Consider the following 22,937-nt stretch of genomic DNA (forward strand, 5'->3'; position numbering starts at 1 on the left):
CACCCGGACCCCCGGTCAGCCCAGCTGGCCGGGGGTTCCGGCGTTTCGGGAACTCCCCGCGGAACGCGGCTTGACTTGAAGGGCCCTCGAAGTGTGAGCGTGGTCGGCACCACCTGACCACGAAGGAGCACGCCATGAAGGTCCTCGTCACCGGCGCCACCGGGACCACCGGGCGCCACGTCGTCGCGGGGTTGCTGGACGCGGGCATCGAAACCAGGGTGCTCGTCCGTGACCGCGCCAGGGCTCCCGAAGGCGCCGACGTCGTCCAAGGCGACATCACCGATCCCGCCGAAGCCGCGCGGGACGTGGACGCCGTCTACTTCCTCTGGCCCTTCTTCACCGCGGACGGAATCGACAAAGCCGTAAAACCCTTCAGGGACAAGAAGATCGTCTACCTCTCCGCCGCCGCGGCGGAGGACGGTGGTTTCTGGGGTGAAGTGGAAGAAGCGATCACGAAGGTCACCGGCGACTGGACCTTCCTCCGCGTCACCGGCCTCGCCGCCAACACGCTCGGCTGGGTGCCGCAGGCGAAAACCGGCAAAGTCCGGGCGCCCTACGGCCGGGCCAGGCGCTCCCTCGTGCACGAACGGGACGTCGCCGACATGGCCGTCAAAGCCTTCACCGAAGACCACGCCCGACGGATCTACCTCGTCACCGGGCCCGAAGCGCTCACCCAGGCCGACCAGGTCAGGATCATCGGCGACGTGCTCGGAACACCCGCGGAATGGGAAGAACAACCCCTGGACGAAGCGACCCGGCACTTGGGCAGGGAATTCGCGGAAAGCGCCCTGCCTTACTGGGCTTCACTGGTCGACGACCCGGAACCCGTCTCGCTCGACGTCGCCAGGGTCACCGGGCACCCCGCCCGGTCGTTCGACGCCTGGGCGCGCGAACGGCTCAGCTGAGCTCGACGACCGGCGCGGTCAGCGGCTCCAGCTCCGCGACCAACGACGACAGCGACGCGATCTTCGTGGACACCGTCCGGACCACCGCCGCGCACGTCGTGCTGACCGTGCTCACCACCTCGGCCGAACGGTCGCCCGTCAGCACCGCCGACACCGCCGTCGAGGCGGCGGACGCCAGTTCGCGGACCTCCGTCGACGCCGACACCGCCAGGTCGTCCAGGCGCGTGGCGATTTCGGCGCCCAGCGCGGCCGTCTCCGCGGCGGCGCGAGCCGCCGCCGCGTACTGATCGTCCACTGTGTCCGCCCACGTGCCGAACGTTTCCGCGCTGCCGCCGGTTTCCGCGGCTTCGACGCCCGCGCGGAACTCCGCCTGGGCCGACGTCACCACCAGCGCGCCGGCGTCGACCGTCGACGCGGACCGGCGGATCGCGGCCGGCGAGCAGTCCAGGTGGCGCAGGGCCGTCACCGGGTCCGGGGCGCCGACGCGGCCCGCCGCCGCGCGCAGCGGTGCCAACTCGGCGGCCGCCACGGTCAGGGCCGGGTGCTCGAACAGCGGAGCGGTCACGGCGCCACCGCGATCCGCCCCCGGAAGCCGGTGCTCCGGCGGCTTTCGGCCGCCATGCGCAGCCGGCCCGCCAGGTCGGACGTCGCGTCGCCGAGGACGCGCGCGTCGGCTTCGCACGCCGCCAAGGCCGACGACCAGCGCGCCGCGAGCTCGCGAGCCTGACCCGAGATGCCGAACGGCGTCGAGTCGACGCGGGCTTCGGCGAACCGCCCCGCTGCCTTGTCGTCGGCGGCCGCGGCCTGGTCGAGCAGGTCGGCGGCGGCGCGCAGCCGGTCCGGCCGCTTCGGGAGGTTCCGAAGCACCGGGATGTCACCGTCGATCCGCGAGCCTCTGCCGTCCGGCATGGGGACCTCCGTCGTCCATGGGCGCTCACCCGATCGTGGAAGATCTTGCCAAATGCTCCCCGGCCGCCCGCATCGCGGTGACCTGCGGCGTTGACGCGTTCCACCAAGTGGACGTCTTGACCGCAACTCGGGAAGAAAGCCACCATGAACGCATGCCCGCCACCTCGGAAAGCACGCCTGTCCGGTGGCTCGGCCGCGCTTCCGAGCGGTCGGTCGGAGAAGGCACCGTGGAGCTCCTGCTGCGCCGCGGCCGCCTGGGCTCGCCCCCTGCCTGACGCGAGTCCCGGCGTCCGAATCCTTCCGAAAACCCTTGGAGCACAGCCATGTCCGTAGACCTCCCTGCCCGGATTCAGCTGCGCGAAGCCGTCACGCCCGCCGATGGCATCGTCGAAGGTCCGCGAATCCTGCGGGAACCGCAGGAAAAGTACGAGCTGTTCACCCTCCGCCCGCTGGGCCGGGTGATCGGCGCCGAGATCGACGGCGTCGACCTCGGCCGGCCGCTCACGCCCGAACTGCGCGAAGAGCTCAACCGCGCGCTGCTCGCGTGGAAGGTGCTTTTCTTCCGCGACCAGGACATCACGTCGGCGCAGCAGCGTGCGTTCGCCGCGAACTGGGGCGAGCTGGAGACCAACCCGTTCATCCCGAAGGGCGACGACGAGGCCGTCACGCGCTTCGAGCGCACCGCCGCCATGCCGGGCTACGAGAACATCTGGCACGTCGACGTCACCTGGCGGCCGAAGCCGGCGCTCGGCTCGGTGCTGCGGCTGATCGAGGTGCCGCCGGTCGGCGGCGACACGCTGTGGGCCGACATGGCCGCCGCGTACGACAACCTGCCCGAAGACGTCCGCGCCCGCATCGACGGGCTCACCGCCGTGCACGACTACCTCCCCGGGTTCGACCGGTTCTCCGATCCCGCGCTCCTAGCGCAGTGGCAAGAGCAGTTCCCGCCCGTCGAGCACCCGGTGGTCCGGACGCACCCGGAGACCGGGCGGCGCACCCTGTTCGTCAACCAGGCGTTCACGACGCACATCGTCGGCCTGGACCGCGCCGAGAGCGACCGGCTGCTGCGGTACCTGTTCCTGCAGGCCCACACGCCGGAGTTCCAGGTCCGGTTCAGCTGGCGGCCGAATTCGGTGGCGTTCTGGGACAACCGCGCGACGCAGCACTACGCGGTCAACGACTACCACCCGCACGTCCGGATCGCGGAGCGCGTCGCCATCGCGGGCGACCGGCCGTACTGAGCCCTAGCCTGGGGGCCATGACCGAACAACCCCAGGCAGTGGTGACCGGTTTCCTGAAGGCCCTCGAGGACCTCGACATCGACCGCGCGCTGACGTTCGCGGCGACCGACATCGTGTACCAGAACGTGCCGTTGCCGCCCGCCCGCGGCGTCGCGGCGGTCGAGAAGCAACTGCGTCTGATGGCCCGGTTCGGGTCCGGGTTCGAGGCGCGCACGCACCACATAGCCGCGGACGGCAACGTCGTGCTCACCGAACGCACCGACGTGCTGCGCCGCGGCGCGTGGGAGGCGGAGTTCTGGGTGTGCGGCACGTTCGAGGTCGAAGGCGGCCGGATCGTGCTGTGGCGCGACTACTTCGACTGGACGACGGTCCTGGCCGCGAGCGCGAAGGGCGCCGGGCGCGTCGCGCTCGCCGGCGCGAGGACGCTTTTCGGCCGCTACAAAGCGAAGCAGGCCGTGCGCTAGACGTGGTGCTCGCCGCGGTCGTGGTCCTTGAGGTCCACGACCGCGGCTATCCCCAGCACCAGCACGAACACGCAGCTGAGAACAACCAGCCCCCACATGACCGTTCTCCCTCCCCCCGCGTCGTGCCGATCGAGAGCTGTCGAGGAGTGGTCTGTGCCACTTTTCCGGCGGCTCTCGCAGACCGTACCGCCGCTTCACGCGGCTTGTTCCGGTCCTTAGGGAGCATTTAAGGCAGATGCGCCGGATGGGTGACAGGCGCGCCAGATCCTGTCACCGCCCGCGCGCGTTCGGTTACGCGCCAACGGCTACGGACGCGATTCCGTCCCTGATGGAGACGTTCGTCGAGCGCCGAGCCGAAAGATCCGCGACGTACTGCAGCACCGTGCCCGCTTCGTCCCCGGCGAGCGGTTCGCACTCGTTGCCGGTGGTGCGGCGCACCGGGATCAGCTCGAGCCGCGGCTCGTCGCCGAACATGCAGCCCGCCAGCAGCCCGTCGACGTGCCGGCCGCGCATCGCCGGCCAGTCGAAGACGAGGTTGCCGAGGCTGTAGAGGATCGGCCGGCCGCGGTACACCTCGACGGCCTGGACGGTGTGCGGCCCGTGCCCGGCGACCAGGTCGGCGCCGGCGTCGATCGCGGCGCGGCCGTAGGTGACCTGGTATTCCGCGAGTTCGGGCCCCGGCAGGCCCCAGTGCATCGAGACGACGACGTGGTCGTTGTCCTGCTTCGCGCGCCTGACGTCGGCGACGAGCCGGTCGAGGTGCTCGGGCACGGGTGCCGTGCGGACCAGTGGCGGCCGCCCCGGGATCTCCGCGACGCGCGGATCGGGCTGGTAAGCCGTGGTCGCAAACGCTTGCGCGACACCCGGGAAGTCGAGCGGCGCGCCATGAGGGCGAAGTGAGGTGTAGGCGAGGAACGCGACCTTCTCGCCGGAGCGCTCGAGCACGGCGGGTGCGTGCGCGGCATCGAGGTTCGGGCCGGCGCCGCAGTGCGCGACCCCCGCGGCGTCGAGCACGGCGAGGCTCGGCGGGTGGGTGAGGTCGTTGGCGCACGACACGACGTCGATGCGGGGCGACGTCAGCGCTTCGGCCATCGCCGCGTCGAGCGGGCCTTCGAGGTTCACGAACCGGACGTCGGCCCCCTTGAGCAGCGGATCCAGTCCCGCGAAGGCGGTCGACGGCTTCGCGCGGCCCTGAATGTTGACGTCTCCGCCGAGTACGAGCGTGATCACGAAACCTGCTCTGCCGAACGAGTGACGACGAAAGTAGTTGTTACGAATCGTTGCACCTTTGTCTTCCTCCTCCTCACTTGTTCGGGGGACTATGCCACGACTGTTCAAGCACAAAGGGGACTCAGGGTGACCAAGACCCACAGAGGCAAGGCCGCGTTCACCGCGGCCGTCACGTCGGGCCTCGTGCTCGGCGGCGTGGCCGCACCGGCGGCGCTGGCGGCACCGAGCGCCGACGCGGTCATCGCCGAGGTCTACGGCGGTGGCGGCAACTCCGGCGCCACGTTGACCAACGACTTCGTCGAGCTCGCCAACCACGGTACTGCCGCCACGAGCGTCGACGGCTTCAGCGTCCAGTACCTGCCCGGTTCGCCGAGCGCGTCCAGCACCTGGCAGGTGACGCAGCTGGCCGGCAGCGTCGCGCCGGGCGGGCGCTACCTCGTGGCCGAGGGCAAGGGCAGCGGCGGCACGGTCGCACTGCCGACGCCGGACGCGACCGGCGCGATCGCGATGTCGGCGACCGCGGGCACGGTCGCCCTCGTCTCCGGCACGACCGCCCTGACCTGCAAGACCGCCGCGGACTGCGCTGCCGACACGCGCGTCAAGGACCTCGTCGGGTTCGGCGCGGCCACCGTGCGCGAGGGCAATCCGACCGCCGCGCCGTCCAACACGACGTCCGTCGCGCGCGCCGCGTCGCTGGCCGACACCGACGACAACGCCGCCGACTTCGCGGTCGGCGACCCGACCCCGACCAACACCAAGGGCGAGACGACCGGCGGCGGCACCCCCGGCGACCCCGGGACCCCGGCGAAGATCCACGACATCCAGGGCACCACGCGCATTTCGCCGTTCAAGGACAAGAAGGTCAGCGACGTCACCGGCGTCGTCACCGCGACCAGGACGTTCGGCTCGTCGCGCGGTTTCTGGCTCACCGACCCGAACCCGGACAACGACCCGCGTACCAGCGAGGGCCTGTTCGTGTTCACCGGCTCGACCAGCCCGGCGGTGGCCGTCGGCGACGCGGTGACCGCGACCGGCACCGTCCGCGAGTTCTACCCGGACGCGCCCGCGACGTCGAACTACCAGTCGCTCACCGAGCTGATCAGTGCACAGTGGACGGTCGGGTCGCACGGGAACGCCCTGCCCGCCCCGACCGTGCTCAACCCCGACACCGTGCCGACGACGTACGCGCCGTCGCCCGGCGGCAACATCGAGCCGCTCCCGCTGGAGCCCACGAAGTACGCGCTGGACTTCTGGGAGTCGCACGAGAGCGAGATCGTTTCGGTCAGCGACGCGCGGGTCGTCGGCCCGTCGAACTCGTTCAACGAGCTGTACGTGACGTCCAAGCCGGACCAGCACGAGTCCGTGCGCGGCGGCAGCGTCTACCTCGGCTACGACCAGCTGAACTCCGGCGTCATGAAGGTTTCGTCGCTGATCCCGTTCGACCAGCGGCCGTTCCCGAAGCTCAACGTCGGTGACGTGCTGACGGGCACCACGTCGGGCCCGGTCGAGTACAGCAACTTCGGCGGCTACACGCTGTTCGCCAGCGTGCTCGGCACCGAAAAGGACAACGGGCTGCAGGCCGAGACCACGCGCAAGCAGCGGTCGGGCGAGCTGGCCGTCGCGACGTACAACGTCGAGAACCTGGCGCCGAGCGACCCGCAGGCGAAGTACGACCGCCTCGGCGAGGCGATCGTGACGCACCTGGCGACGCCGGACATCGTGAACCTGGAAGAGATCCAGGACAACACGGGGGCGACCGACGACGGCACGGTGGCTGCGGACCAGACGCTGCAGAAGTTCACCGACGCGATCGTCGCCAAGGGCGGGCCGCGCTACCAGTGGCGTTCGATCGACCCGGTCAACGACCAGGACGGCGGCCAGCCCGGCGGCAACATCCGCGTGGCGTTCCTGTTCAACCCGGCGCGTGTGTCCTTTGTGGACCGTCCGGGCGGGACGTCGACGACCGCGGTGGGTGTCACGAAGGACCACGGCAAGACGCACCTGACCGCGTCGCCGGGCCGCGTCGACCCGACGAACGACGCCTGGACGGCGAGCCGCAAGCCGCTGGCCGGCGAGTTCGTCTTCAAGGGCCGCACGGTGTTCGTCATCGCCAACCACTTCAACTCGAAGGGCGGCGACCAGCCGACGCACGGGCGGTTCCAGCCGCCGGTGCGCAGTTCCGAGGTGCAGCGGCAGAAGCAGGCGACGGTGCTGCGCGGGTTCGTCGATTCGCTGCTGGCGTCGGACAAGAACGCGAACGTCGTGGTGGCGGGTGACCTGAACGACTACCCGTTCTCGCCCGCGGTCCAGACGCTCACCGCCGGTGGCGCGCTGAAGGACCTGATCGCGTCGGTGCCCGAGGCCGAGCGGTACAGCTACGTGTTCGAGGGCCAGTCGCAGGTGCTGGACCACATCCTGGCGTCGACGGCGCCGCGCGGGGTGGACTACGACGTCGTCCACATCAACGCGGAGTTCGCCGACCAGGCGAGCGACCACGACCCGCAGGTGGTCCGGTTCCGGCCGAGTGCGGGCAACGCGATCCAGGACGGGATCAACGACCTGCTCGACTACCTGGAGCAGTTGCTCGGCAAGTACTTCCCGTAAACGCGGGCGTCGAAAGGCCACCATCGGGTTGCCCCGATGGTGGCCTTTCTCGTACTCGCCCCTTCGGGTGACGATGAAACCCCGGAGAGTTGACGGTCGTCCTAGTGTTGACCGGACCCACAGGGGAGGGTGGCGTGGACGGATACGCGGTGAAGGTCGACGAGCTGGGCAAGCTCATCGACGACCTCGACACGGCGGCGGGCCGGATGGCCGACGCCAACAAGAAGCTCGGCGGCGGCGGGGCGTTCGGCTCGCTGGGCAACGCCGACCTGGGCAAGGCGGGCGTCGAGTTCGAAGAGGCCTGGGGCTACGGAATCGGCCGGCTCGGCGAGGCGGCGTCGGACATCACCGAGCGGCTGAAGCAGGCTAAGCAGAAGTACGAGCGGATCGAGGCCCAGTTCGGCGGCGACCTGGCGAAGTTCGGCTCGGCGGTGCTGGGCGACGGCGGCGCGGCGCCGGGCGGTGGCATGGTCGGCGGCGGCGCGACGGGCGGCATCACGGACATCCTGAACGGCACCGGCCGGTGAGCGCCCGCGACTTCCCGGCCCTGGGCTTCGACCCGGCGCCGGGCGAACTGGACGGCATCACCGACCTGGCGGGCAAGTACCGCGCGGTGAGCAAGGACCTGACGGAGGCCGACGACTCGCTGCGGCAGATCGTCCGCAAGCAGGGCATCTGGCAGGGCGAGGCGAGCGAGTCGTTCGCCCGCCGCATCGGCCCGCTCCCGCAGTACCTCGAGGGCGCGGCGCGGTCGATGGGCGAGGCGGCGGACGCCCTGGAGGGCTGGTCCCGGGACCTGGGCGACCTGCAGAAACGCGCGGCCGACCTGGAGGCCCGCGCGCAAGCGGCGGCGAAGGCGGCCGAGCAGGCCCGCGCGAACCCGGACTTCGCCCTGGCGAACCGCACGTTCCCGGACCAGCAGTCCCTCCAGATCGCCCAGCGCCTCCTGGACAACGCGGGCCGGCAACTCCAAACGGCGATCGACGGCTGCCAGAACATCCAGGACGCGGCCAGGCAGCTCCAGCAGGAGCACAGCGAGGCGGCGGCCAGGGTCGCGGAGGCCCTGCGGAAGGCGAAGGAGCTGGCCCCGGACGAGCCGGACGTCCTCGACAAGCTGGCGGACGCCGTCGGCGGGGCGATGGGCGATCTGGCGAACACGCTGGCGGACAGCGCTGCCCAGGCGTGGGACTTCGTCCAGGACCACGCGGAGGTGATCGCGAAGCTCTCGGACGTAGCGGGCGACGTCGGCAATGTCCTCGGCCTCGTCGGTGAGTTCCTGCCGCCGCCGGTCAACCTGGCGGTGGGAGCCGTCGCGACGGGTCTCGGGGTCACGGCACTGGAGGGGCATGCCGTGGCCAAGATGGCCGGTGCCGATGTCGCTCCGGAAACCCTGATCTTCGACGGCATCGGCACGGGAACTTCCTTGATCGGCAGTTTCCTTCCACCGGGTGGTGAAATCGCGATGAAAGCCATCGGCCTGGGAGCGGTGGGGGCCCAGTTCCAGACCGATGCCGCGACCGAGGTGGCGGGGATGGACTTCGAAGGTCCCATCGACGATTTCAAGAACTACTGGCTGCCCAAAGACGCCGGCCAATGGGCGGCAGCGGCTTCGTCTGTCGTCGCCGGGCCTGCGCCGTGGGTGGCCGTCGCCGTCGGCAACGCGACCCAGGCCGGAGTTCAGGCCGACAACACCCCCGAACGACGTCGTGAGCGCGCTGAAGACGAGGTGTGGAACTGATGCCTCTGCAGATCGACCTGCCGCCCGGGTTCGCGGGCATGCCGGTGGGCACCGACGACAAGATGAACCGCGGCCACGCCTGGACCATCGCCGAAAACGTCGCGGCGGGCGCCGGGAAGTCCGTCGAGGAGTTCGGCAGCTACCTGATGGCCCTGGTCCCGACCATGCAGGCCAACGGCATCCGGGTGTTCGGCAAGTTCGCGGTCGGCCGTCGGAAGGGCGACGTCGCGACCCTGACGCTGGGCGTGGCGCAGTGGCCGGAGACGGCGCCCGGCAGCCGGGACGCCGTCGTGACGGCGATGGCCGAGCAGTACCGGAGCCGGCACACGCGGGCGGTGGTGCAGCCGGTCCGGCTCCCGATCGGCCCGGCGATCGTCGCGATCAGTGGCGGTGAGTTCCACCCTCCCGGCCGGGACGTGTGCACTCAGATCAAGGCGGAATACCAGATCCCGCTGCCGGACGGCCGGTCTGTGGTGATCCTGTCCGTGGTCGCGGAGTCGGAGGACGCCTGGCCGGCGGTCGCCGAGGCGACGGCGAAGGTGGCGTGGAGCCTCCGCAGCGGCGAGGCGGCTCGGTAATGGTGTCGGCCGCCCACTCGACCAGCGCGGGGTCGCTGCTGCTCCTGCTGCTCTTGACCGTCGTGCTCGGCGGTCTCTTGGCTGCCAGTCTGATAGTGACGATCATCCGGATCAACCGGGGGTCCCAGCCGCGTGAACAGCAGATGGCCCGCCTGGCCTCACGGCTCGACGGCCGGAACAAGGTCACCATCCGCATGGCCGAGTTCGGCATCAGCAGGGCCGATCTCCACTGGGTCGCGCAGAGCCGGGGCTACGCCTTGGTCGAGCACCAATTCGGGAAGTACTACGAGTTCCTCTACGCACCGCACCAGGCGGGGAGAACGGGGCCATGAGCAACGAGCAGCTGATCGAGGAAATGCGCTGGCAGCTCAAGCAGATCGAAGACCGCAAGGCGGACAACCAGCGCATCCTCGCCGGCATCGCGGGCGCCAACCACACGACCGTGACCTCGCCCGATCGGTCGGTCACCGTGCTCGCCGGGCCGGGCGGGGTCGTCTCCGAGGTCCGGCTCGCGCCCGAGGCCATGCGGTTCGACGCCGGCACGCTCGGCCGGACCATCACCGCCGTCATCCGGGAAGCCGTTGCCGCCGGGGGAACGCTGGCCGAGGCGCCGCAGAGTCTGCCGCACCGTGCGCCCGCGGCTCGGCCGGTCAGGCCCGCTCCGGCCGACGACGAGCCCTACGACACCGTCTTCGACGTCTAAACAGCCGGTGGTTCGCCTCGCTTGGACGCCGCTCGCTTGGCGCGCCAGCCCAAGGCCAGTACCGCCTGTACCAGTTCCTGGTAGCTGGGCTTGACTTCCTCGAGGTAACGCTCCAAATAGGCCGCACGCGCCGTCGTGACCGGGCGGGGGTCGTCGCCCGGGGGGAGCCACATCAGGCCCTGGATGTTGTGCAGGGCCATCTTCCACCAGCGCGTTGCCCGCTCGGCCGCCCTGGCTTCGCGTTCCGCGGCCGCCTCGATCGCGTTCTGGGCTTCCTCGATCTCCGCGTCCAGTTCCTCGGCGCGGGCCAGTTCCCACGCCCGCAGGTTCTCCGCCGAGCCTCGCGAGAGCGCGATGATTTCCTTGTACCGCATGGCCGCGGTGGCACCGTCGTCCGTCATTGGGCGTTCTCCGGGCGCTGGAACGGGATGATCACTTCGGGGGCTCCGTGCGTCGTGCGGTCGAAGAACAACGCGCGGCCCGGGCGTGGCGACCAGTGCACCACCTGGCCGGCCGCGAACGGCGCCAGCTCGTTGCCCTGGACGTCGAGGGCCGCCCACGTGCCGATGTCGTCCGTGCCCGCGAAGCCCAGGGTGTCCTTCAACCGCGCGATGCTGCGCCACCAGCCGATCGTGTGGATGCCGTGGCCCGGACCTTGCTTCAGCACCGTGCGCAGGTGGTCGAGCCCGCTCTTCAGCTGGCCGACCGCCTTGACCTCCAACGCCGGCAGAGCCGCGTCGACCCCGTACAGCAGCAGGATCTTCGCGCCGCCGGACAGCGCGCCGGTCATCGACTCCAGTGTCGCCGTCAGGTCGTCCACCAGCGTGGCGTGGTGGCCATCGGCGCGTAGCCGCTCCGCCAGTTCCAGCACCGCCGGGGCGCACGCCTCGATCGTGCAGCCGAGGACGAACTCGACCTCGCCCGGCTCGTACTGCCGCGCCAGCGACCGCGCCGAGGAGTCCATGATGGACAGTGCTTCGGCCGTCGCCGATCCGAGCACCGCGATGTTGCGGCCCGGCGCCCAGGCGAGGTCCACGCCGCACGCCGCCTCGGTGACGTCGATGGACTGGCCCAGCAGCGCCCGCGGCCGCGAGCTCGGCTTGAGGTCCACGTACGCCGGGAACTGTTCCAGGACCGGCGAATGCGCGCCGTCGAACAGGCGCGGGCGCGGGAAGCGGCCCGCGTACTCTTCCCACAACCGGTGCTGCAGCCGGACGAAGACGTCCTTGCTGCTCGCGTCCGGGATGTGGGCCAGCTGGTTGCCGTGCGCGACACCGGAGTCGTGGTTGATCACGGAGTGCCACTTCGGCGCCGACACCGCCGCGTTGTTCGTCTCGGCCAGCACGCGCCGGGCCTTCGGCATCGCGATCCGCAGCGTGCACTGCTCGAACACCGCCGGCTTTCCCCAGAAGGCTTCGATGCCCGCGACGTCCTGGCTGGCCAGCACCAGGTGGATGCCCTGCGAACGGCCTCGCCGCGCGATGTCCTCGAGCAGCTGCGTCGCGGTGGCCGTCACCTGGTCGCGGCCCGCGAACAGGTACTGGAACTCGTCGATCACCGCGACGATCCGCGGCCAGTGCCCGCCGGGGTCGGCTTCGCGCAGGTCGGCGAGGTTCGTGACTTCGTGCTCCTTCGCCGCCGCGGATCTCCGGCGCAGTTCGTCGGCCAGGAACCGCAGCAGTGCCAAGCCGAACTCGCGGTCGGTGTTGACGTTCACGCCGACCAGCCGCGCGTGCGGCAGCCAGCTCGCGTCCTTCCGGCCCGGCGCCAGCCCGGCGAACGAGACGCCTTCCTTGAAGTCCAGCAGGTACAGCGCCAGCTCCTCCGGGCTGTACCGCGCCGCGAGGCTGCCGAGCAGCGCGTACAGGAAGTTCGTCTTGCCCGAACCGGACGGTCCGCCGATCAGCGCGTGCGGGCTCGCGTCCCCGATGACGACCTCGACCGGCTCGCCTTCGAAAAACCCGACCGGCGCGCGCAGCTCCCGCGCCGAACTTTCGTGCCCCAGCTCGGCCGGCAGCAGGTCGTCGAACGCCCGCGGCCCGCCCTGCTTGGCGATCAGCGCCGCCGCGATCCGGTCGGCGGCCCGGATGACCTGCCCGGACGGCATCGGCGGGTCGAGCGTCACGGCCAGGTCGGTGCCGGTCATGCTGCTGATCGCCTGCCGGTCGTCGATCAGGCTCAGCGTCTCGACCGACGCGCTCACGGCGGTCGGCACGTCGATCATGATGAGGCAGATCCCCGCGGCCAGCGCACCGCTCGCGACGCGCTTGAGGTCACGGGCGCGTTCCGGTTCGAGGGTTTCGCCGTTGCCGTACAGCACCGCGATGCGGAACGGCTCGATCCGCTCCCCCCGGGCGACGCGCAGTTCCCGCAGCGAAGTGTGGCCCGCCTGCATGCCGGTCGCGTGGATGCGGCGGATGTGACCGGCCAGCTCGTCGAGGAGGTCCTCGAGCCGGCCCGGGTCGTACAGCGAAAGCGCGCTCGTGCGGCTCAGCGGGTAGAGGTCGGGCAGGATCGCGGTGAGCTGCCCGATGTCCCACAGGTGCACGCGCACCGCGCCGGGTTCGAACGTCGAGAGCACGCGGATCAGCAGGTTCTGGACGATGCCGTCGATGACGGGCCGCGTCTTCGGCGCCGACGTGATCGCGAGGTGCGATTCGTCGAGCAGCGGGACCGCGACGTCGAACGTCCGCGTCGCGTCACCGCCCGCGGCGGTCGCGGAACCGACCCGCCACAGACCCGGTGACGTGATCCCGGGGTTGTGCCCGACGCGGCCGAGCCAGTCACCCGGCGGCAGCCCGGCCGGGCCGGGCGCGTTCTGCGCGACGAGCTCGCGCAGTGTCGCCGGCCCTTGGCTCCAGTCGGTGTAGTAAGCGCTTCGCACGCTGCCGAGCGCGCTGAAGACCTCGTGCGCGGCGGGGTGCCGGGCCCACTCGTTCTGCTGCTCGGTGCCGGCGTGGTTCATGCCGACGCGGACGATGTCCCGCTCCAGCTCGAGTTTGGCGAGGTCGGCCTCCGCGGCTTGGCGCGCACCGGCCGCCGCGCCCAGGACCAGCCCGATCTGGTGCCGGACCCGGTCGAGGGCGGTTTCGACCCGGTTGCGTTGCTCGGCTGACTTGTTGGCCATCGGCGTCCCCAAAAAAGGTGTCCCTGAAAGGATTACAGGCGTGACCGGTATCCGCTCACCAAGTCTTCGGCAGAAGCCAGGCGGACGAGGAGCTGGTCCAGCCCCTCGCCGGCCTGCGCGTACTGCGAAGGGAGCCAGGGATCGGCCTTGGCCTGGGCGTCCACGAGCGCCTGCCGGGCTTCCCCGAGCAGGCTTGTGGCCCGCTCGGAGTGGGCGCGCGCGTCGGCGAGCCCGGACACGGCAGCGGTGAGCAGCTGGTGGAGTTCGGCGAGCGACATCCCGCTAGAGACGCGCCGAGTAGGAGTCGGCGGAGGAAATGCTCGCTTGGACCGTGCTCTGCAGGCCGTTGATGCCCTGCAGGGCCTCCGCCAGGAGTCCGTGCGCCTGGCTGACTTCGTGCTGGCTGCTCCCCTGCGTCGCCTGCGAAAGCGACTGCTGGGCTTCTTCGAGAGACTGCGCTGCCTGCTGCAGGGCGGCGATGCTCGCGGACGCCTTTTCATTGGCGAGTGCGATGCCAGCGCGGATCTCTTCGACTCCGGCCATCGGGCCTCTACTCCTCGAAATCTGGGTGGTCGTACGGTGCGGATTCCATTGAAACAGATCCAGCGACTCAGCGTGATCATCTGACTGTGCCGAGTGATCACGGGTCCGGAATCAGCAAGGCCCCGGACGTGGGAACGTCCGGGGCCGGGCCGATCACGGTGCGTGCAGGGGGTGTCCCTGCGCGAAGTCCGCACACTGAAGTCGCTGGCCAGCGCTACCCCAGGTCACAGCGGTTTTCGTGCCACTGCTGGCCTTTCTGGAAGGGTCGGGCTCGGGTTGAGGGTGAGACTAGCGCGACCGGAGCAACCGGCTTCGCGCAGCCCTGCTCGTAACTCACCGTAGACGCGCGCAAGAAAGCAACGAGGAAGCCATTTCACATTCCAGGCTGTCGCAGGTGCCCCACGAGCATCGCCGGGCCGGATCCATCGGTGGCAGACGGGGGTCCTTCGCCGTCGCCGAGGTGGCGGCCCGCGCGGCGAGAAGGCGCCGGATTCGGGACAGGCCACCGGTTTCCGGCCGGAACGACGAAACGCCGGGCGCGAGGCCCGGCGTTTCGCCTGATCAAACGGCGGAGGATACAGGATTCGAACCTGCGAGGGCGTGAACCCAACACGCTTTCCAAGCGTGCGCCTTAGGCCGCTCGGCCAATCCTCCGCAGGAGACGATACCGGATGGTCGTTCGTCGTCGTGAAGGTGGGTCTCAGCCGGTGGGGGTCCGGGTGGCGGAGCCCCCGGCTCGGGGCGAAGCCCCGGATGGCGCTGCGACGTCGGCCACCACGCAGGTGATGTTGTCCGGTCCGCCGCCTTCGTTGGCCAGGCGGATCAGCTCCGGGATCGCGTCGGCCGGGGCCGGGATCGCTGCCAGGACGTCGCGGAGGGTGGGCTCGCTGACCGGGCCGCTCAGGCCGTCCGAGCAGAGCAGGTAGCGGTCGCCCGGGCGGGCGGTGAACGTCCAGATGTCGGGGTCGGCGGAGCCGGTTGTCTGCAACGCCTTCATCAGCAGCGAACGCCGTGGGTGGGACTCCGCGTCTTCGGCCGCAACGCGGCCGTCTTCGACCAGGGCCTGGACGAGCGTGTGGTCGCGGGTCAGCTTGCGGAGGTCGCCGTCGCGCAGGAGGTAGCCGCGGGAGTCGCCGATGTGGGCCGCGCCGAACTCGACGCCGTCGAAGAGGAGCGCCGTCAGCGTGGTGCCCATGCCTTCGGTCGTCGGCTCGTTCGAGGCGACCTCGGCCAGTCTTTCGTCGATGGTCTTGACCACGCCGGACAGCGTCGCCGCCAGGTCCACGCCCGTCAGGTCGATCCGCCGGAGGTCGACGTCGAGCTCGCGCAGCACGTCGACCGCCGTCGCGCTGGCGACTTCGCCGTGCGGCTGGCCCCCGATGCCGTCGGCGACGGCGAGCAGGCGGGAACTCGCGTAGACCGAGTCCTCGTTGACCTGGCGTCGCTTGCCGACGTCCGACCCCGCGGCGTACCGGAGGACGTACCGATCGTGTGTCATGATCCCATGAAAGCATTGGTTGACTGAGTTCACAAGCAACTCGGCTGAATGGAGCACTGTCCGATAGAGTTCCGGCATGGACGACGACGCGACGGTCAGCGCGGCCGACATCGCGCGGCTCGCCGGGGTCGGCCGGGCCGCGGTGAGCAACTGGCGGCGTCGCTACCCGGACTTCCCGCCGCCGGTCGGCGGCACGGCGTCGAGCCCGTTGTTCGGCCTGTCCGCCGTCGCCGGCTGGTTCCGCACGCGGGGCAAGAAGTTCGAACTGTCCGCCGGTGAACGCGCGTGGCAGCGCCTTCGTGCCCTGGGCGACGACCTCGGCCTGGCCGAGCGCGTGAGCCGCGCGGGCGTCTTCTTCGCTTTCCAGGCCGGGATCTTCGACACCTTCGACAGCAGGCTGGACGACCCCGAGCTCATCACCCTGCTCAGCGAGATGACGCACCGGGACGGCCCGGTCGAATCGTTCGAACTGTTGTGCCGCCGCTACTTCGAAGCGCATTCGCGGCGGTTGTCGACGACGCCGGAGCCGGTCGCCGAGCTGATGGCCCGGCTCGCCGGCCCGGTGGCCACGATCCTCGACCCCGCCTGCGGCTTCGGCGCGCTCGCGCTGGCGAGCGGCGCGAAAACCGTGCTGGGACAGGACAGTGACCCGATGACGGCCTCGATCGCGACGCTGCGGCTGCGGCTGCGCGGCCTCGAGGCGGAGGTCTACGCGGTCGACGCGCTGCGCGATGACGCCTTCGCCGGCCGGACGGCCGAAGCCGTGTTGTGCGACCCGCCGTTCAACGAGCGGGCCTGGGGCCACGACGAGCTCGTCGGCGACGCGCGCTGGGAGTACGGCCTGCCGCCGCGCGGCGAGCCCGAGCTCGCCTGGGTGCAGCACTGCCTCGCGCACGTCGAACCCGGGGGCACGGTGGCGATCCTGATGCCGGGCGCGGCGGCCGGGCGGCGCAGCGGCAAGCGCATCCGCGGCAACCTGCTGCGCGCGGGCGCGGTCCGCGCGGTCGTCACGCTGACGGCGGCGGGGCCCGACCTCTGGCTGCTGCGGCGGCCGGTGCCCGGGCGGCGCCCGTCGTCCACGGTCCTGCTCGGCGAGGCGGGCGACGATCTGTCCACAGTGGACGATATGTGGCGGGGCTTCCTCGAGCACCCCGAATCCGGCGTCCGGATCATCGACCTGCTCGACGACGACGTCGACCTCACGCCGGCCCGGCGCCGCGTCCGGGACGAGGACCTCGGCCGGGCTTTCCAGGCCGTGCAAGCGCGGTTCGCCGAACTGAGCCCGCGGCTGCCGCCGCTCGAAGCGGTGGACACCGAGCCGGCGTTCACGACGGTCGGCGAGCTCGTCAAGGCCGGTGTCGTCGAGGTCAAGCACGCGGCCCGCGCCGACGCCGACCACCCGGTGGCCGAGGCGGGCGACGTCGTCGCGTCCGTGACGGGGATCGCGTACGTCCACAGTGGACCAGATGAGCCGGTCGGGCCCGGGCTCACCGTGTACCGCGTCGACCCGGACCGGCTGGACGCGGACTTCCTGGCCGGCTGCCTGCGCGCGGCCGACCTGCCCGCCGCGTCGGCGTCGACCCGGATCGACGGCAGGCGCGTGCGGATCCCGCGCGTCGCCATCGGCGTCCAGCGCGAGTACGGCCGGGTCTTCCGGCGGCTGGCCGAGTTCGACGCCGTTCTGCGCGAGACGGCGGAAACGGGCCGTGAGCTGGTCCGGCTAGGCTTCGCTGGACTTGTCGAAGGACGGCTCGCGCCGGGCCGATAGGGGAACGGATGCTGATCGCCGACCGCTACGAGCTGGACGAGCTGCCGCTCGGCCGCGGCGGGATGGGCGCGGTGCACGGCGGGCACGACCGCCGGCTGGGTCGGCGCGTGGCGATCAAGCTGCTGAGACTGCCTGGCCGCGACGAGGAGCTCGAAGCCCGCTTCGCGCGCGAAGCACGGATCCTGGCGACGCTCGACCACCCCGGCGTACCGACGCTGTACGACTACGGCACGCACGACGACCGGTTGTTCCAGGTCATGCAGTTCGTCGACGGCGTGACGGTGGCCGACCTGCTCGCCGAGCACGGGCCGCTGCCGGTGCCGTGGGCCGCGGCGATCACGGCGCAGGCGTGCGCGGTGCTGACCGCCGCCCACGCCCTCGCGGTGTGCCACCGCGACCTCAAGCCGTCCAACCTGATGCTCGGCCCGGACGGCGGGGTCAAGGTGATGGACTTCGGCCTCGCCGTGCTGCGCGAAGCCGACGCCGCGCAGTTCACGCGGGCCGGGCAGCTGCTGGGGACGCCGTCCTACATGGCGCCCGAGCAGATCCAGCGCGGCGGCGCCGAACCGCGAAGCGACCTCTACGCATTGGGTTGCGTGCTGCACGAGATGCTCACCGGGCGGCGGCTCTTCGACGGGCCCACGGCGTACGCGGTGTTCGAGCGGCAGGTCAAGGAGCTGCCGCCGCCCGTGCCGGGCGTCCCGAAGCAGCTCAACGCGCTGCTCGCCGAGATGCTGGCGAAAGACCCCGAAGCACGGCCGCCCGGGGCGGCCGTGCTGTACGAGCGGCTGGGCGCGTTCGTCGGCGCGCTGCCGCCGCTGCCGGGGTTCCTCGTGCCGCCGTCCGTGCCCAGCCCGGGCCGGATGTACGCCCGGATGCTGGGACGCGTCAGCGGTTGAGCGCCGCCGGCCGCTGCTCGGCGAGCGGCAGGCCGCGCTGCTGGATGCGGTAGTACGTCGTCGCGTTCTGCACCGCGATGCTGACGCCCAGGGTGAGCGCGATCGACGCCGAGGTCAGCGGCCCGGCGACGCCGAGCGCCGTGCCCAGGGCGACGAGCCCCACCCGGATCGCGATCGTCAGCAGCCACAGCCCGACGGTGACGGCCGACCCCTTCTGGAACGTCGTGCCCCCGCGCTCGCTGAGCGTGGTCGTCGTGCTGCGCAGCACCCCGAGCCCGGCGAGGACGACCAGGTCCACGGCGAGCAGCCCGAGCTCGGCGGCCGACGCGCCGGGCAGCGCCTTCGCGGTCAGGTACGCGCCGACGGCGACCAGGATCAGCGGCATCACGACGAGCGTCTTGCGGTTCAGCAGCGTGCCGCGGACCTGCTTGTACACGACCTTGTAGAGGACGTAGGCGGCGATGACCACGTAGAGCAGGACGTTCGCTGCGCTGGACATTTCGGGGCTCCTTGGTTTCGAAGGTGCCCCCAGCATCGGCGAACGGCGGCCCGGTTTCGTCGGCGCGCGGATCGGGCCCGGGTGGACCTCGATCTCAACCCCAGGGTGGACGCTGACCGAATCGTGACCTTCCGGGGCGAACCTCGACCGGGTGATCGCCGTCTTCAGGGGTGTTCGCAACGCGATGATCGAGCATGGGGGTACCGGATCGTGAAAAGGCTTCTGGCGGGAACGGCCGCGCTGGCCACCGCCTTCGTGCTGGCCGCCTGCTCGGGCGGCGGGGCCGCGGGCGGGCCGAACGCGGGCGGTGGCGCCGTCGCCGCCGGCACCGGCGGGGGGACGCCGACGACGTCGAGCACCACTCCGGCCCCCACCACGACCAGCGCGACGCCGGCCTCGACGAGCGCCGCGCCCACCACGGCGAAGCCGGCGCCGACCACCACGGCCAAGCCGAAGCCCAAGCCGCAGCCCCCGGCGAGCGACCCGGGGGTGCCGTGCGCCGCCGCGGCCGCGTCTTCGGGCACCGCCGCCTGCGTCGACATCTCCGCGCACAAGGCGTGGCTGCTGCAGGGCGGCAAGGTCGTCTACGGGCCGGTGCCGATGCTGCCGGGCCGCAAGAGCAACCCGACGCCGACCGGCACGTTCCACGTCCTCTCGAAGGAGAAGGTGCACCTGTCGAAGGAGTTCGACAACGCGAAGATGCCGAATTCGGTGTTCTTCTACCCCGGTGACGCCTTCCACACGGGCAGTCTCTCGGTGTACTCGCACGGCTGCATCCACCTGTCGGCGGGCGCGTCCCTGAAGTTCTTCACCACCTTGCACGTCGGTGACATCGTGCAGGTGGTTCCGTAAACGGTCCTTGACCAATACGGACAGTTGATCACGAACGGATAAAATCACTCGGCAGAGTGAAACTGGCCCCCCTGTTCAGGCGATATGTGATCGCTTGGGAAGGGGGGCCAAATGGCCTTGGGAAGGCTCAGAGCACTACGCCACGCACTCGTCGCGGCGGTGCTCACCGGGGCGTTGCTGCCCGTCGTGTCCACGGGGGTGGCGACGGCGGCGACGACGATCCCGCAGGGGTTCGTGCTGCGGGACACCAGCGCGGGGCTGGGGAACCAGCCCCTGACGGACTTCGGGTACCTGCCGGACAACTCCGTGTTCGTCATCAGCAAGACCGGCACCGTCCGCTGGCTGCCGGAGACCGGGGCGGGCCGGACGATCGCGACGCTGCCCGTCCGGACCGACGAGGACCTCGGCCTCGTCGGGCTGGCCGTCGCACCGGACTACGCGACGTCGCACGCCATCTACCTGACGCGGTCGATCAACCAGACCAGCGGTTTCGTCATGCGGCTGGCGCGGTTCACGGTCACCGTGGACGCGGCCGGCGCGCCGACCGGGCTGACCGGCGAGCAGACGCTGTTCGAGGTGCCGGGCATCACGAACGTCCACGCCATCGACACGGTCGTCGCCGCCACCGACGGGACGCTCTGGCTGTCCATCGGCGACAACGGCGACTTCACGAAGATGGACCCGGCGTCGTTGCGCGCCCAGGACGTCAACCAGCCCTACGGCAAGATCTTCCACCTGGCCGCCGACGGCCGGGGCGTGCCGGCCAACCCGTACTACGACGCGGCCAACCCGGGCTCGACCGCGAGCAAGGTGTTCGCACGCGGGTTCCGCAACCCGTTCCGGTTCAGCATCGACCCGAACCTCGGCCTGCCGGTCGCCGGTGACGTCGGCTGGAGCACGTGGGAAGAGGTCGACGTCGTCCAGCGCGGTGCCAACCAGGGCTGGCCGTGCTGGGAAGGCAACCACGCGACCCCGGGCTACAGCGGGCTCGCGGGCTGCGCCGGCGTGGCGAACCAGCCGCCGATCTTCGAGTACCAGCACGGCACCGGCGACATGCAGGGCAACAGCGTCACCGGCGGCATCGTCTACAACGGATCCAGCTACCCGGCGGCGTACCGCGGGTCGTACTTCTTCGGCGACTACGTGACGAAGAAGATCTGGACCCTGCGCTACGACGGCCAGGGCCAGCTGACGCAGGCGCCGGAGAACCCGCCGGTGTTCACCGGCATCGGCGGCCCGGTGAAGTTCGCGGCGGCGCCGAACGGCGACATCGTCTACGCCGACATCCTGTCCGGCAACCTGCGGCGGTTGACCTACTCGGCCAACAACACGGCTCCGGTCGCGAAGGCCACCTCGGTCACCGACCCGGCCACCCGCACGGTGACGTTCGACGGCTCCGCTTCGGTCGACTACGACAACGACCCGCTGAAGTACGACTGGGACTTCGGGGACGGGACGACCGCGGTCGACGCCGGCCCACAGGTTTCCCACACCTACGCCGCGGGCACCGACGCGTTCACGGCGAAGCTGACCGTCCGGGACCCCCTGGAGGCCAGCGACACGACGACCATCGCGGTCGCGCCCGGCAACCACACCCCGGAGCTGACGCTCACCACGCCGGGTGACTCCGCGACCTTCGCGGTCAACCAGCAGGTCTCGCTGAGCGCCACCGCGACCGACGCCGAGGACGGCGCGTTGCCGGTCACCTGGACCACGGCGGTGCGGCACTGCCCGACCGAGGCGACGTGCCACGCGCACCCGGGGGCCGGTGGCACCGGGGCGAGCTACGCGGCGCCGTTCACCGAGCACCCGGACTCCCGCATGGAGTTCACCGCGACGGTGACCGACAGCGCGGGCGTCACGACGTCCAAGACGTACACGGCTTGGCCGCGCCGGCACCGGATCACCCTGCTCGGCACGCAGCCCGCGGCGCTGAGCATCCCGGTCGAGGGCGGCGTCAGCACGGCGCTGGTCACCGAAGGCGCATCCTTCGACGTCGAGGCCGCGCCGCTGGCCATCGACGGCGTTTCGAAGTTCACCGGCTGGCAGGGCGGTCCCACCGACACGACGTGGGTCGTCACGGTCGGCTCGGGCGACCTGACCCTGACGGCGAACTACGCGACCCCGATCGACCAGCGCTACGACGGCGACCCGGCGTTGCGGGCGAAGGTCGGGGCGCCGACGGGCACCGAGGTCACCGACGGCACGGTCCACTACCGGACCTACGCGAACGGCCGTCTCTACTGGAGCGCGGTGGGCGGCACGAAGTACGTGACCGGCCCGGTGCTGGACAAGTACCTCGGCTACGGCGGCCACGCGAAGCTCGGCCCGCCGACGACCGACACCACGGCCACCGCCGACGGCACCGGGCAGTTCTCCGACTTCGTCAACAACGGCACCGTGGGGTCGATCTACTACACGGCCGCCACGGGTGCGCACGCCGTCTACGGGGAAATCCGGAAGAAGTGGGCGGCACTGGGCCTCGAACAGGGGCTCGGCTACCCGACCTCCGACGAGAACGGGACGCCGGACGGGGTCGGCCGGTTCAACGACTTCGTCAAGGCCGGCAACGTCGGGTCGATCTACTGGACCAACGCGCTCGGCGCGCACGCGCTCTACGGCGAAATCCGCAAGAAGTGGGCCGCGCTCGGCTACGAGCGGGGCGTCGGCTACCCGACGACGGACGAGACCGGCACCTCGGACGGTGCCGGCCGGTTCAACGACTTCCTGAACGGCACGAACGTCGGGTCGATCTACTGGACGGGCCAGACGGGCGCGCACGCGGTCGTCGGGGAGATCCGGAAGAAGTGGGCGGCGCTCGGCCTCGAAAAGGGCGTCGGCTACCCGACCGCGGACGAGAACGGGACGCCGGACGGGGTCGGCCGGTTCAACGACTTCGTCAAGGCCGGCAACGTGGGTTCGATCTACTGGACGAACGCGCTCGGCGCACACGCGATCTACGGCGAAATCCGGAAGAAGTGGGCGGCCTACGGCTACGAACGCGGCCTCGGTTACCCGATCAACGACGAGGAAGGGACACCGGACGGCGTCGGCCGCTTCAACCACTTCAGTCTCGGCCACTCGATCTACTACACGCCGATGACCGGCACGCACGTGATCAAGGGCGAGATCCGCAAGCGCTGGGCGGCCCTCGGCTGGGAGAAGTCCTACCTGGGCTACGCGACCTCGGACGAGTACGTGACGAACGGGGTGTACCGCAGCGACTTCCAGGGCGGCTACATCACGTGGACGCCGTCGACCGGCGCGGTCGACCGCCGCTGGTGACGCGGTAACCGACCCACGACCGGCGCAGGCCGTCCCCGGAGTTTCCGGGGGCGGCCTGCGCCGTTTCGGAACCTCGGCGGGGCCCGAACGTCTT

The 22,937-nt window shown here is 70.8% G+C and carries 22 protein-coding genes and 1 tRNA gene; 13 read left to right on the forward strand and 10 right to left on the reverse strand.

The annotated features are described in order from the left end of the window. Positions 1 to 134: 134 nt before the first annotated feature. A complete protein-coding gene (locus tag ACYVLJ_RS11640; RefSeq protein WP_460438585.1) occupies positions 135 to 905 on the forward strand; it encodes an SDR family oxidoreductase in 771 nt (256 codons plus the stop codon). Here the strand turns inward: ACYVLJ_RS11640 and ACYVLJ_RS11645 are convergent. Then, entirely contained in the window at positions 898 to 1,470 is a 573-nt protein-coding gene (locus tag ACYVLJ_RS11645; RefSeq protein WP_460438586.1) for a hypothetical protein, read from the reverse strand. The genes ACYVLJ_RS11640 and ACYVLJ_RS11645 overlap by 8 nt on opposite strands. Continuing rightward, positions 1,467 to 1,814 (reverse strand): hypothetical protein, encoded by a 348-nt coding sequence (locus ACYVLJ_RS11650; RefSeq protein WP_460438587.1) that lies wholly within the window; start codon positions 1,812 to 1,814, stop codon positions 1,467 to 1,469. The genes ACYVLJ_RS11645 and ACYVLJ_RS11650 overlap by 4 nt, the downstream gene beginning before the upstream one ends. A 323-nt stretch (positions 1,815 to 2,137) precedes the next feature. Here ACYVLJ_RS11650 and ACYVLJ_RS11655 point away from each other — a divergent pair, with 323 nt between their 5' ends. Both ACYVLJ_RS11655 and ACYVLJ_RS11660 read left to right on the forward strand, forming a co-directional pair. Next, a complete protein-coding gene (locus ACYVLJ_RS11655) occupies positions 2,138 to 3,055 on the forward strand; it encodes a TauD/TfdA dioxygenase family protein (protein WP_460438588.1) in 918 nt (305 codons plus the stop codon). Positions 3,056 to 3,072: 17 nt separating this feature from the next. Then, a complete protein-coding gene (locus tag ACYVLJ_RS11660; RefSeq protein WP_460438589.1) occupies positions 3,073 to 3,519 on the forward strand; it encodes a limonene-1,2-epoxide hydrolase family protein in 447 nt (148 codons plus the stop codon). 291 nt (positions 3,520 to 3,810) lie between these two features. On the opposite strand, the gene ACYVLJ_RS11665 is transcribed toward ACYVLJ_RS11660, so the two are convergent. Then, positions 3,811 to 4,749, reverse strand: coding sequence for a CapA family protein (locus ACYVLJ_RS11665; protein WP_460438590.1), 939 nt, complete (start codon positions 4,747 to 4,749; stop codon positions 3,811 to 3,813). A 126-nt stretch (positions 4,750 to 4,875) separates the two neighbouring features. On the opposite strand from ACYVLJ_RS11665, the gene ACYVLJ_RS11670 reads away from it, so the two are divergent. From ACYVLJ_RS11670 to ACYVLJ_RS11695, 6 genes are all read left to right on the forward strand, one after another. Then, positions 4,876 to 7,353, forward strand: a complete 2,478-nt coding sequence (locus tag ACYVLJ_RS11670) for an endonuclease/exonuclease/phosphatase family protein (protein ID WP_460438591.1) — start codon at positions 4,876 to 4,878, stop codon at positions 7,351 to 7,353. A 134-nt stretch (positions 7,354 to 7,487) separates the two neighbouring features. Beyond that, complete coding sequence (locus ACYVLJ_RS11675) at positions 7,488 to 7,880, forward strand: hypothetical protein (RefSeq protein ID WP_451969526.1); 393 nt, start codon at positions 7,488 to 7,490, stop codon at positions 7,878 to 7,880. Next, on the forward strand, positions 7,877 to 9,091 hold the full coding sequence (locus ACYVLJ_RS11680) for a FliH/SctL family protein (protein WP_460438592.1): 1,215 nt from the start codon (positions 7,877 to 7,879) through the stop codon (positions 9,089 to 9,091). The genes ACYVLJ_RS11675 and ACYVLJ_RS11680 overlap by 4 nt, the downstream gene beginning before the upstream one ends. Continuing rightward, on the forward strand, positions 9,091 to 9,669 hold the full coding sequence (locus ACYVLJ_RS11685; protein WP_460438593.1) for a hypothetical protein: 579 nt from the start codon (positions 9,091 to 9,093) through the stop codon (positions 9,667 to 9,669). Before ACYVLJ_RS11680 ends, ACYVLJ_RS11685 begins: the two co-directional genes overlap by 1 nt. Beyond that, complete coding sequence (locus ACYVLJ_RS11690) at positions 9,636 to 10,001, forward strand: hypothetical protein (protein WP_460438594.1); 366 nt, start codon at positions 9,636 to 9,638, stop codon at positions 9,999 to 10,001. The genes ACYVLJ_RS11685 and ACYVLJ_RS11690 overlap by 34 nt, the downstream gene beginning before the upstream one ends. Continuing rightward, positions 9,998 to 10,372 (forward strand): YbaB/EbfC family DNA-binding protein, encoded by a 375-nt coding sequence (locus tag ACYVLJ_RS11695; RefSeq protein WP_460438595.1) that lies wholly within the window; start codon positions 9,998 to 10,000, stop codon positions 10,370 to 10,372. Before ACYVLJ_RS11690 ends, ACYVLJ_RS11695 begins: the two co-directional genes overlap by 4 nt. On the opposite strand, the gene ACYVLJ_RS11700 is transcribed toward ACYVLJ_RS11695, so the two are convergent. The 6 genes from ACYVLJ_RS11700 to ACYVLJ_RS11725 form a co-directional block, all read right to left on the reverse strand. Next, on the reverse strand, positions 10,369 to 10,773 hold the full coding sequence (locus ACYVLJ_RS11700) for a hypothetical protein (RefSeq protein WP_451969516.1): 405 nt from the start codon (positions 10,771 to 10,773) through the stop codon (positions 10,369 to 10,371). The genes ACYVLJ_RS11695 and ACYVLJ_RS11700 overlap by 4 nt on opposite strands. After that, complete coding sequence (locus ACYVLJ_RS11705; protein WP_460438596.1) at positions 10,770 to 13,499, reverse strand: FtsK/SpoIIIE domain-containing protein; 2,730 nt, start codon at positions 13,497 to 13,499, stop codon at positions 10,770 to 10,772. Before ACYVLJ_RS11705 ends, ACYVLJ_RS11700 begins: the two co-directional genes overlap by 4 nt. A gap of 32 nt (positions 13,500 to 13,531) precedes the next feature. Beyond that, positions 13,532 to 13,777, reverse strand: a complete 246-nt coding sequence (locus ACYVLJ_RS11710) for a hypothetical protein (RefSeq protein ID WP_451969514.1) — start codon at positions 13,775 to 13,777, stop codon at positions 13,532 to 13,534. 4 nt (positions 13,778 to 13,781) lie between these two features. After that, a complete protein-coding gene (locus ACYVLJ_RS11715) occupies positions 13,782 to 14,042 on the reverse strand; it encodes a hypothetical protein (protein WP_086677306.1) in 261 nt (86 codons plus the stop codon). 569 nt (positions 14,043 to 14,611) lie between these two features. Beyond that, a tRNA-Ser gene (locus ACYVLJ_RS11720) sits at positions 14,612 to 14,696 on the reverse strand. Between the two features lie 46 nt (positions 14,697 to 14,742). Further along, on the reverse strand, positions 14,743 to 15,540 hold the full coding sequence (locus ACYVLJ_RS11725) for a PP2C family protein-serine/threonine phosphatase (RefSeq protein ID WP_460438597.1): 798 nt from the start codon (positions 15,538 to 15,540) through the stop codon (positions 14,743 to 14,745). Positions 15,541 to 15,616: 76 nt separating this feature from the next. Here ACYVLJ_RS11725 and ACYVLJ_RS11730 point away from each other — a divergent pair, with 76 nt between their 5' ends. Continuing rightward, positions 15,617 to 17,308: an HsdM family class I SAM-dependent methyltransferase gene (locus ACYVLJ_RS11730; protein ID WP_460438598.1), complete on the forward strand. Its 1,692-nt coding sequence runs from the start codon at positions 15,617 to 15,619 to the stop codon at positions 17,306 to 17,308. Positions 17,309 to 17,316: 8 nt separating this feature from the next. After that, positions 17,317 to 18,207, forward strand: a complete 891-nt coding sequence (locus ACYVLJ_RS11735; RefSeq protein WP_451969509.1) for a serine/threonine-protein kinase — start codon at positions 17,317 to 17,319, stop codon at positions 18,205 to 18,207. Here the strand turns inward: ACYVLJ_RS11735 and ACYVLJ_RS11740 are convergent. Continuing rightward, the gene (locus ACYVLJ_RS11740; RefSeq protein WP_451969507.1) at positions 18,197 to 18,706 is read right to left on the reverse strand and encodes a hypothetical protein; all 510 of its coding nucleotides are present in this window, start codon (positions 18,704 to 18,706) and stop codon (positions 18,197 to 18,199) included. The two genes, ACYVLJ_RS11735 and ACYVLJ_RS11740, sit on opposite strands and share 11 nt — an antisense overlap. 210 nt (positions 18,707 to 18,916) lie before the next feature. On the opposite strand from ACYVLJ_RS11740, the gene ACYVLJ_RS11745 reads away from it, so the two are divergent. Together ACYVLJ_RS11745 and ACYVLJ_RS11750 are read left to right on the forward strand one after the other, a co-directional pair. Further along, complete coding sequence (locus ACYVLJ_RS11745; protein WP_460438599.1) at positions 18,917 to 19,558, forward strand: L,D-transpeptidase; 642 nt, start codon at positions 18,917 to 18,919, stop codon at positions 19,556 to 19,558. Positions 19,559 to 19,669: 111 nt separating this feature from the next. Then, on the forward strand, positions 19,670 to 22,843 hold the full coding sequence (locus ACYVLJ_RS11750) for a PQQ-dependent sugar dehydrogenase (protein ID WP_460438600.1): 3,174 nt from the start codon (positions 19,670 to 19,672) through the stop codon (positions 22,841 to 22,843). Positions 22,844 to 22,937: the final 94 nt, after the last annotated feature.

It is taken from the genome of Amycolatopsis stemonae, assembly GCF_054781455.1.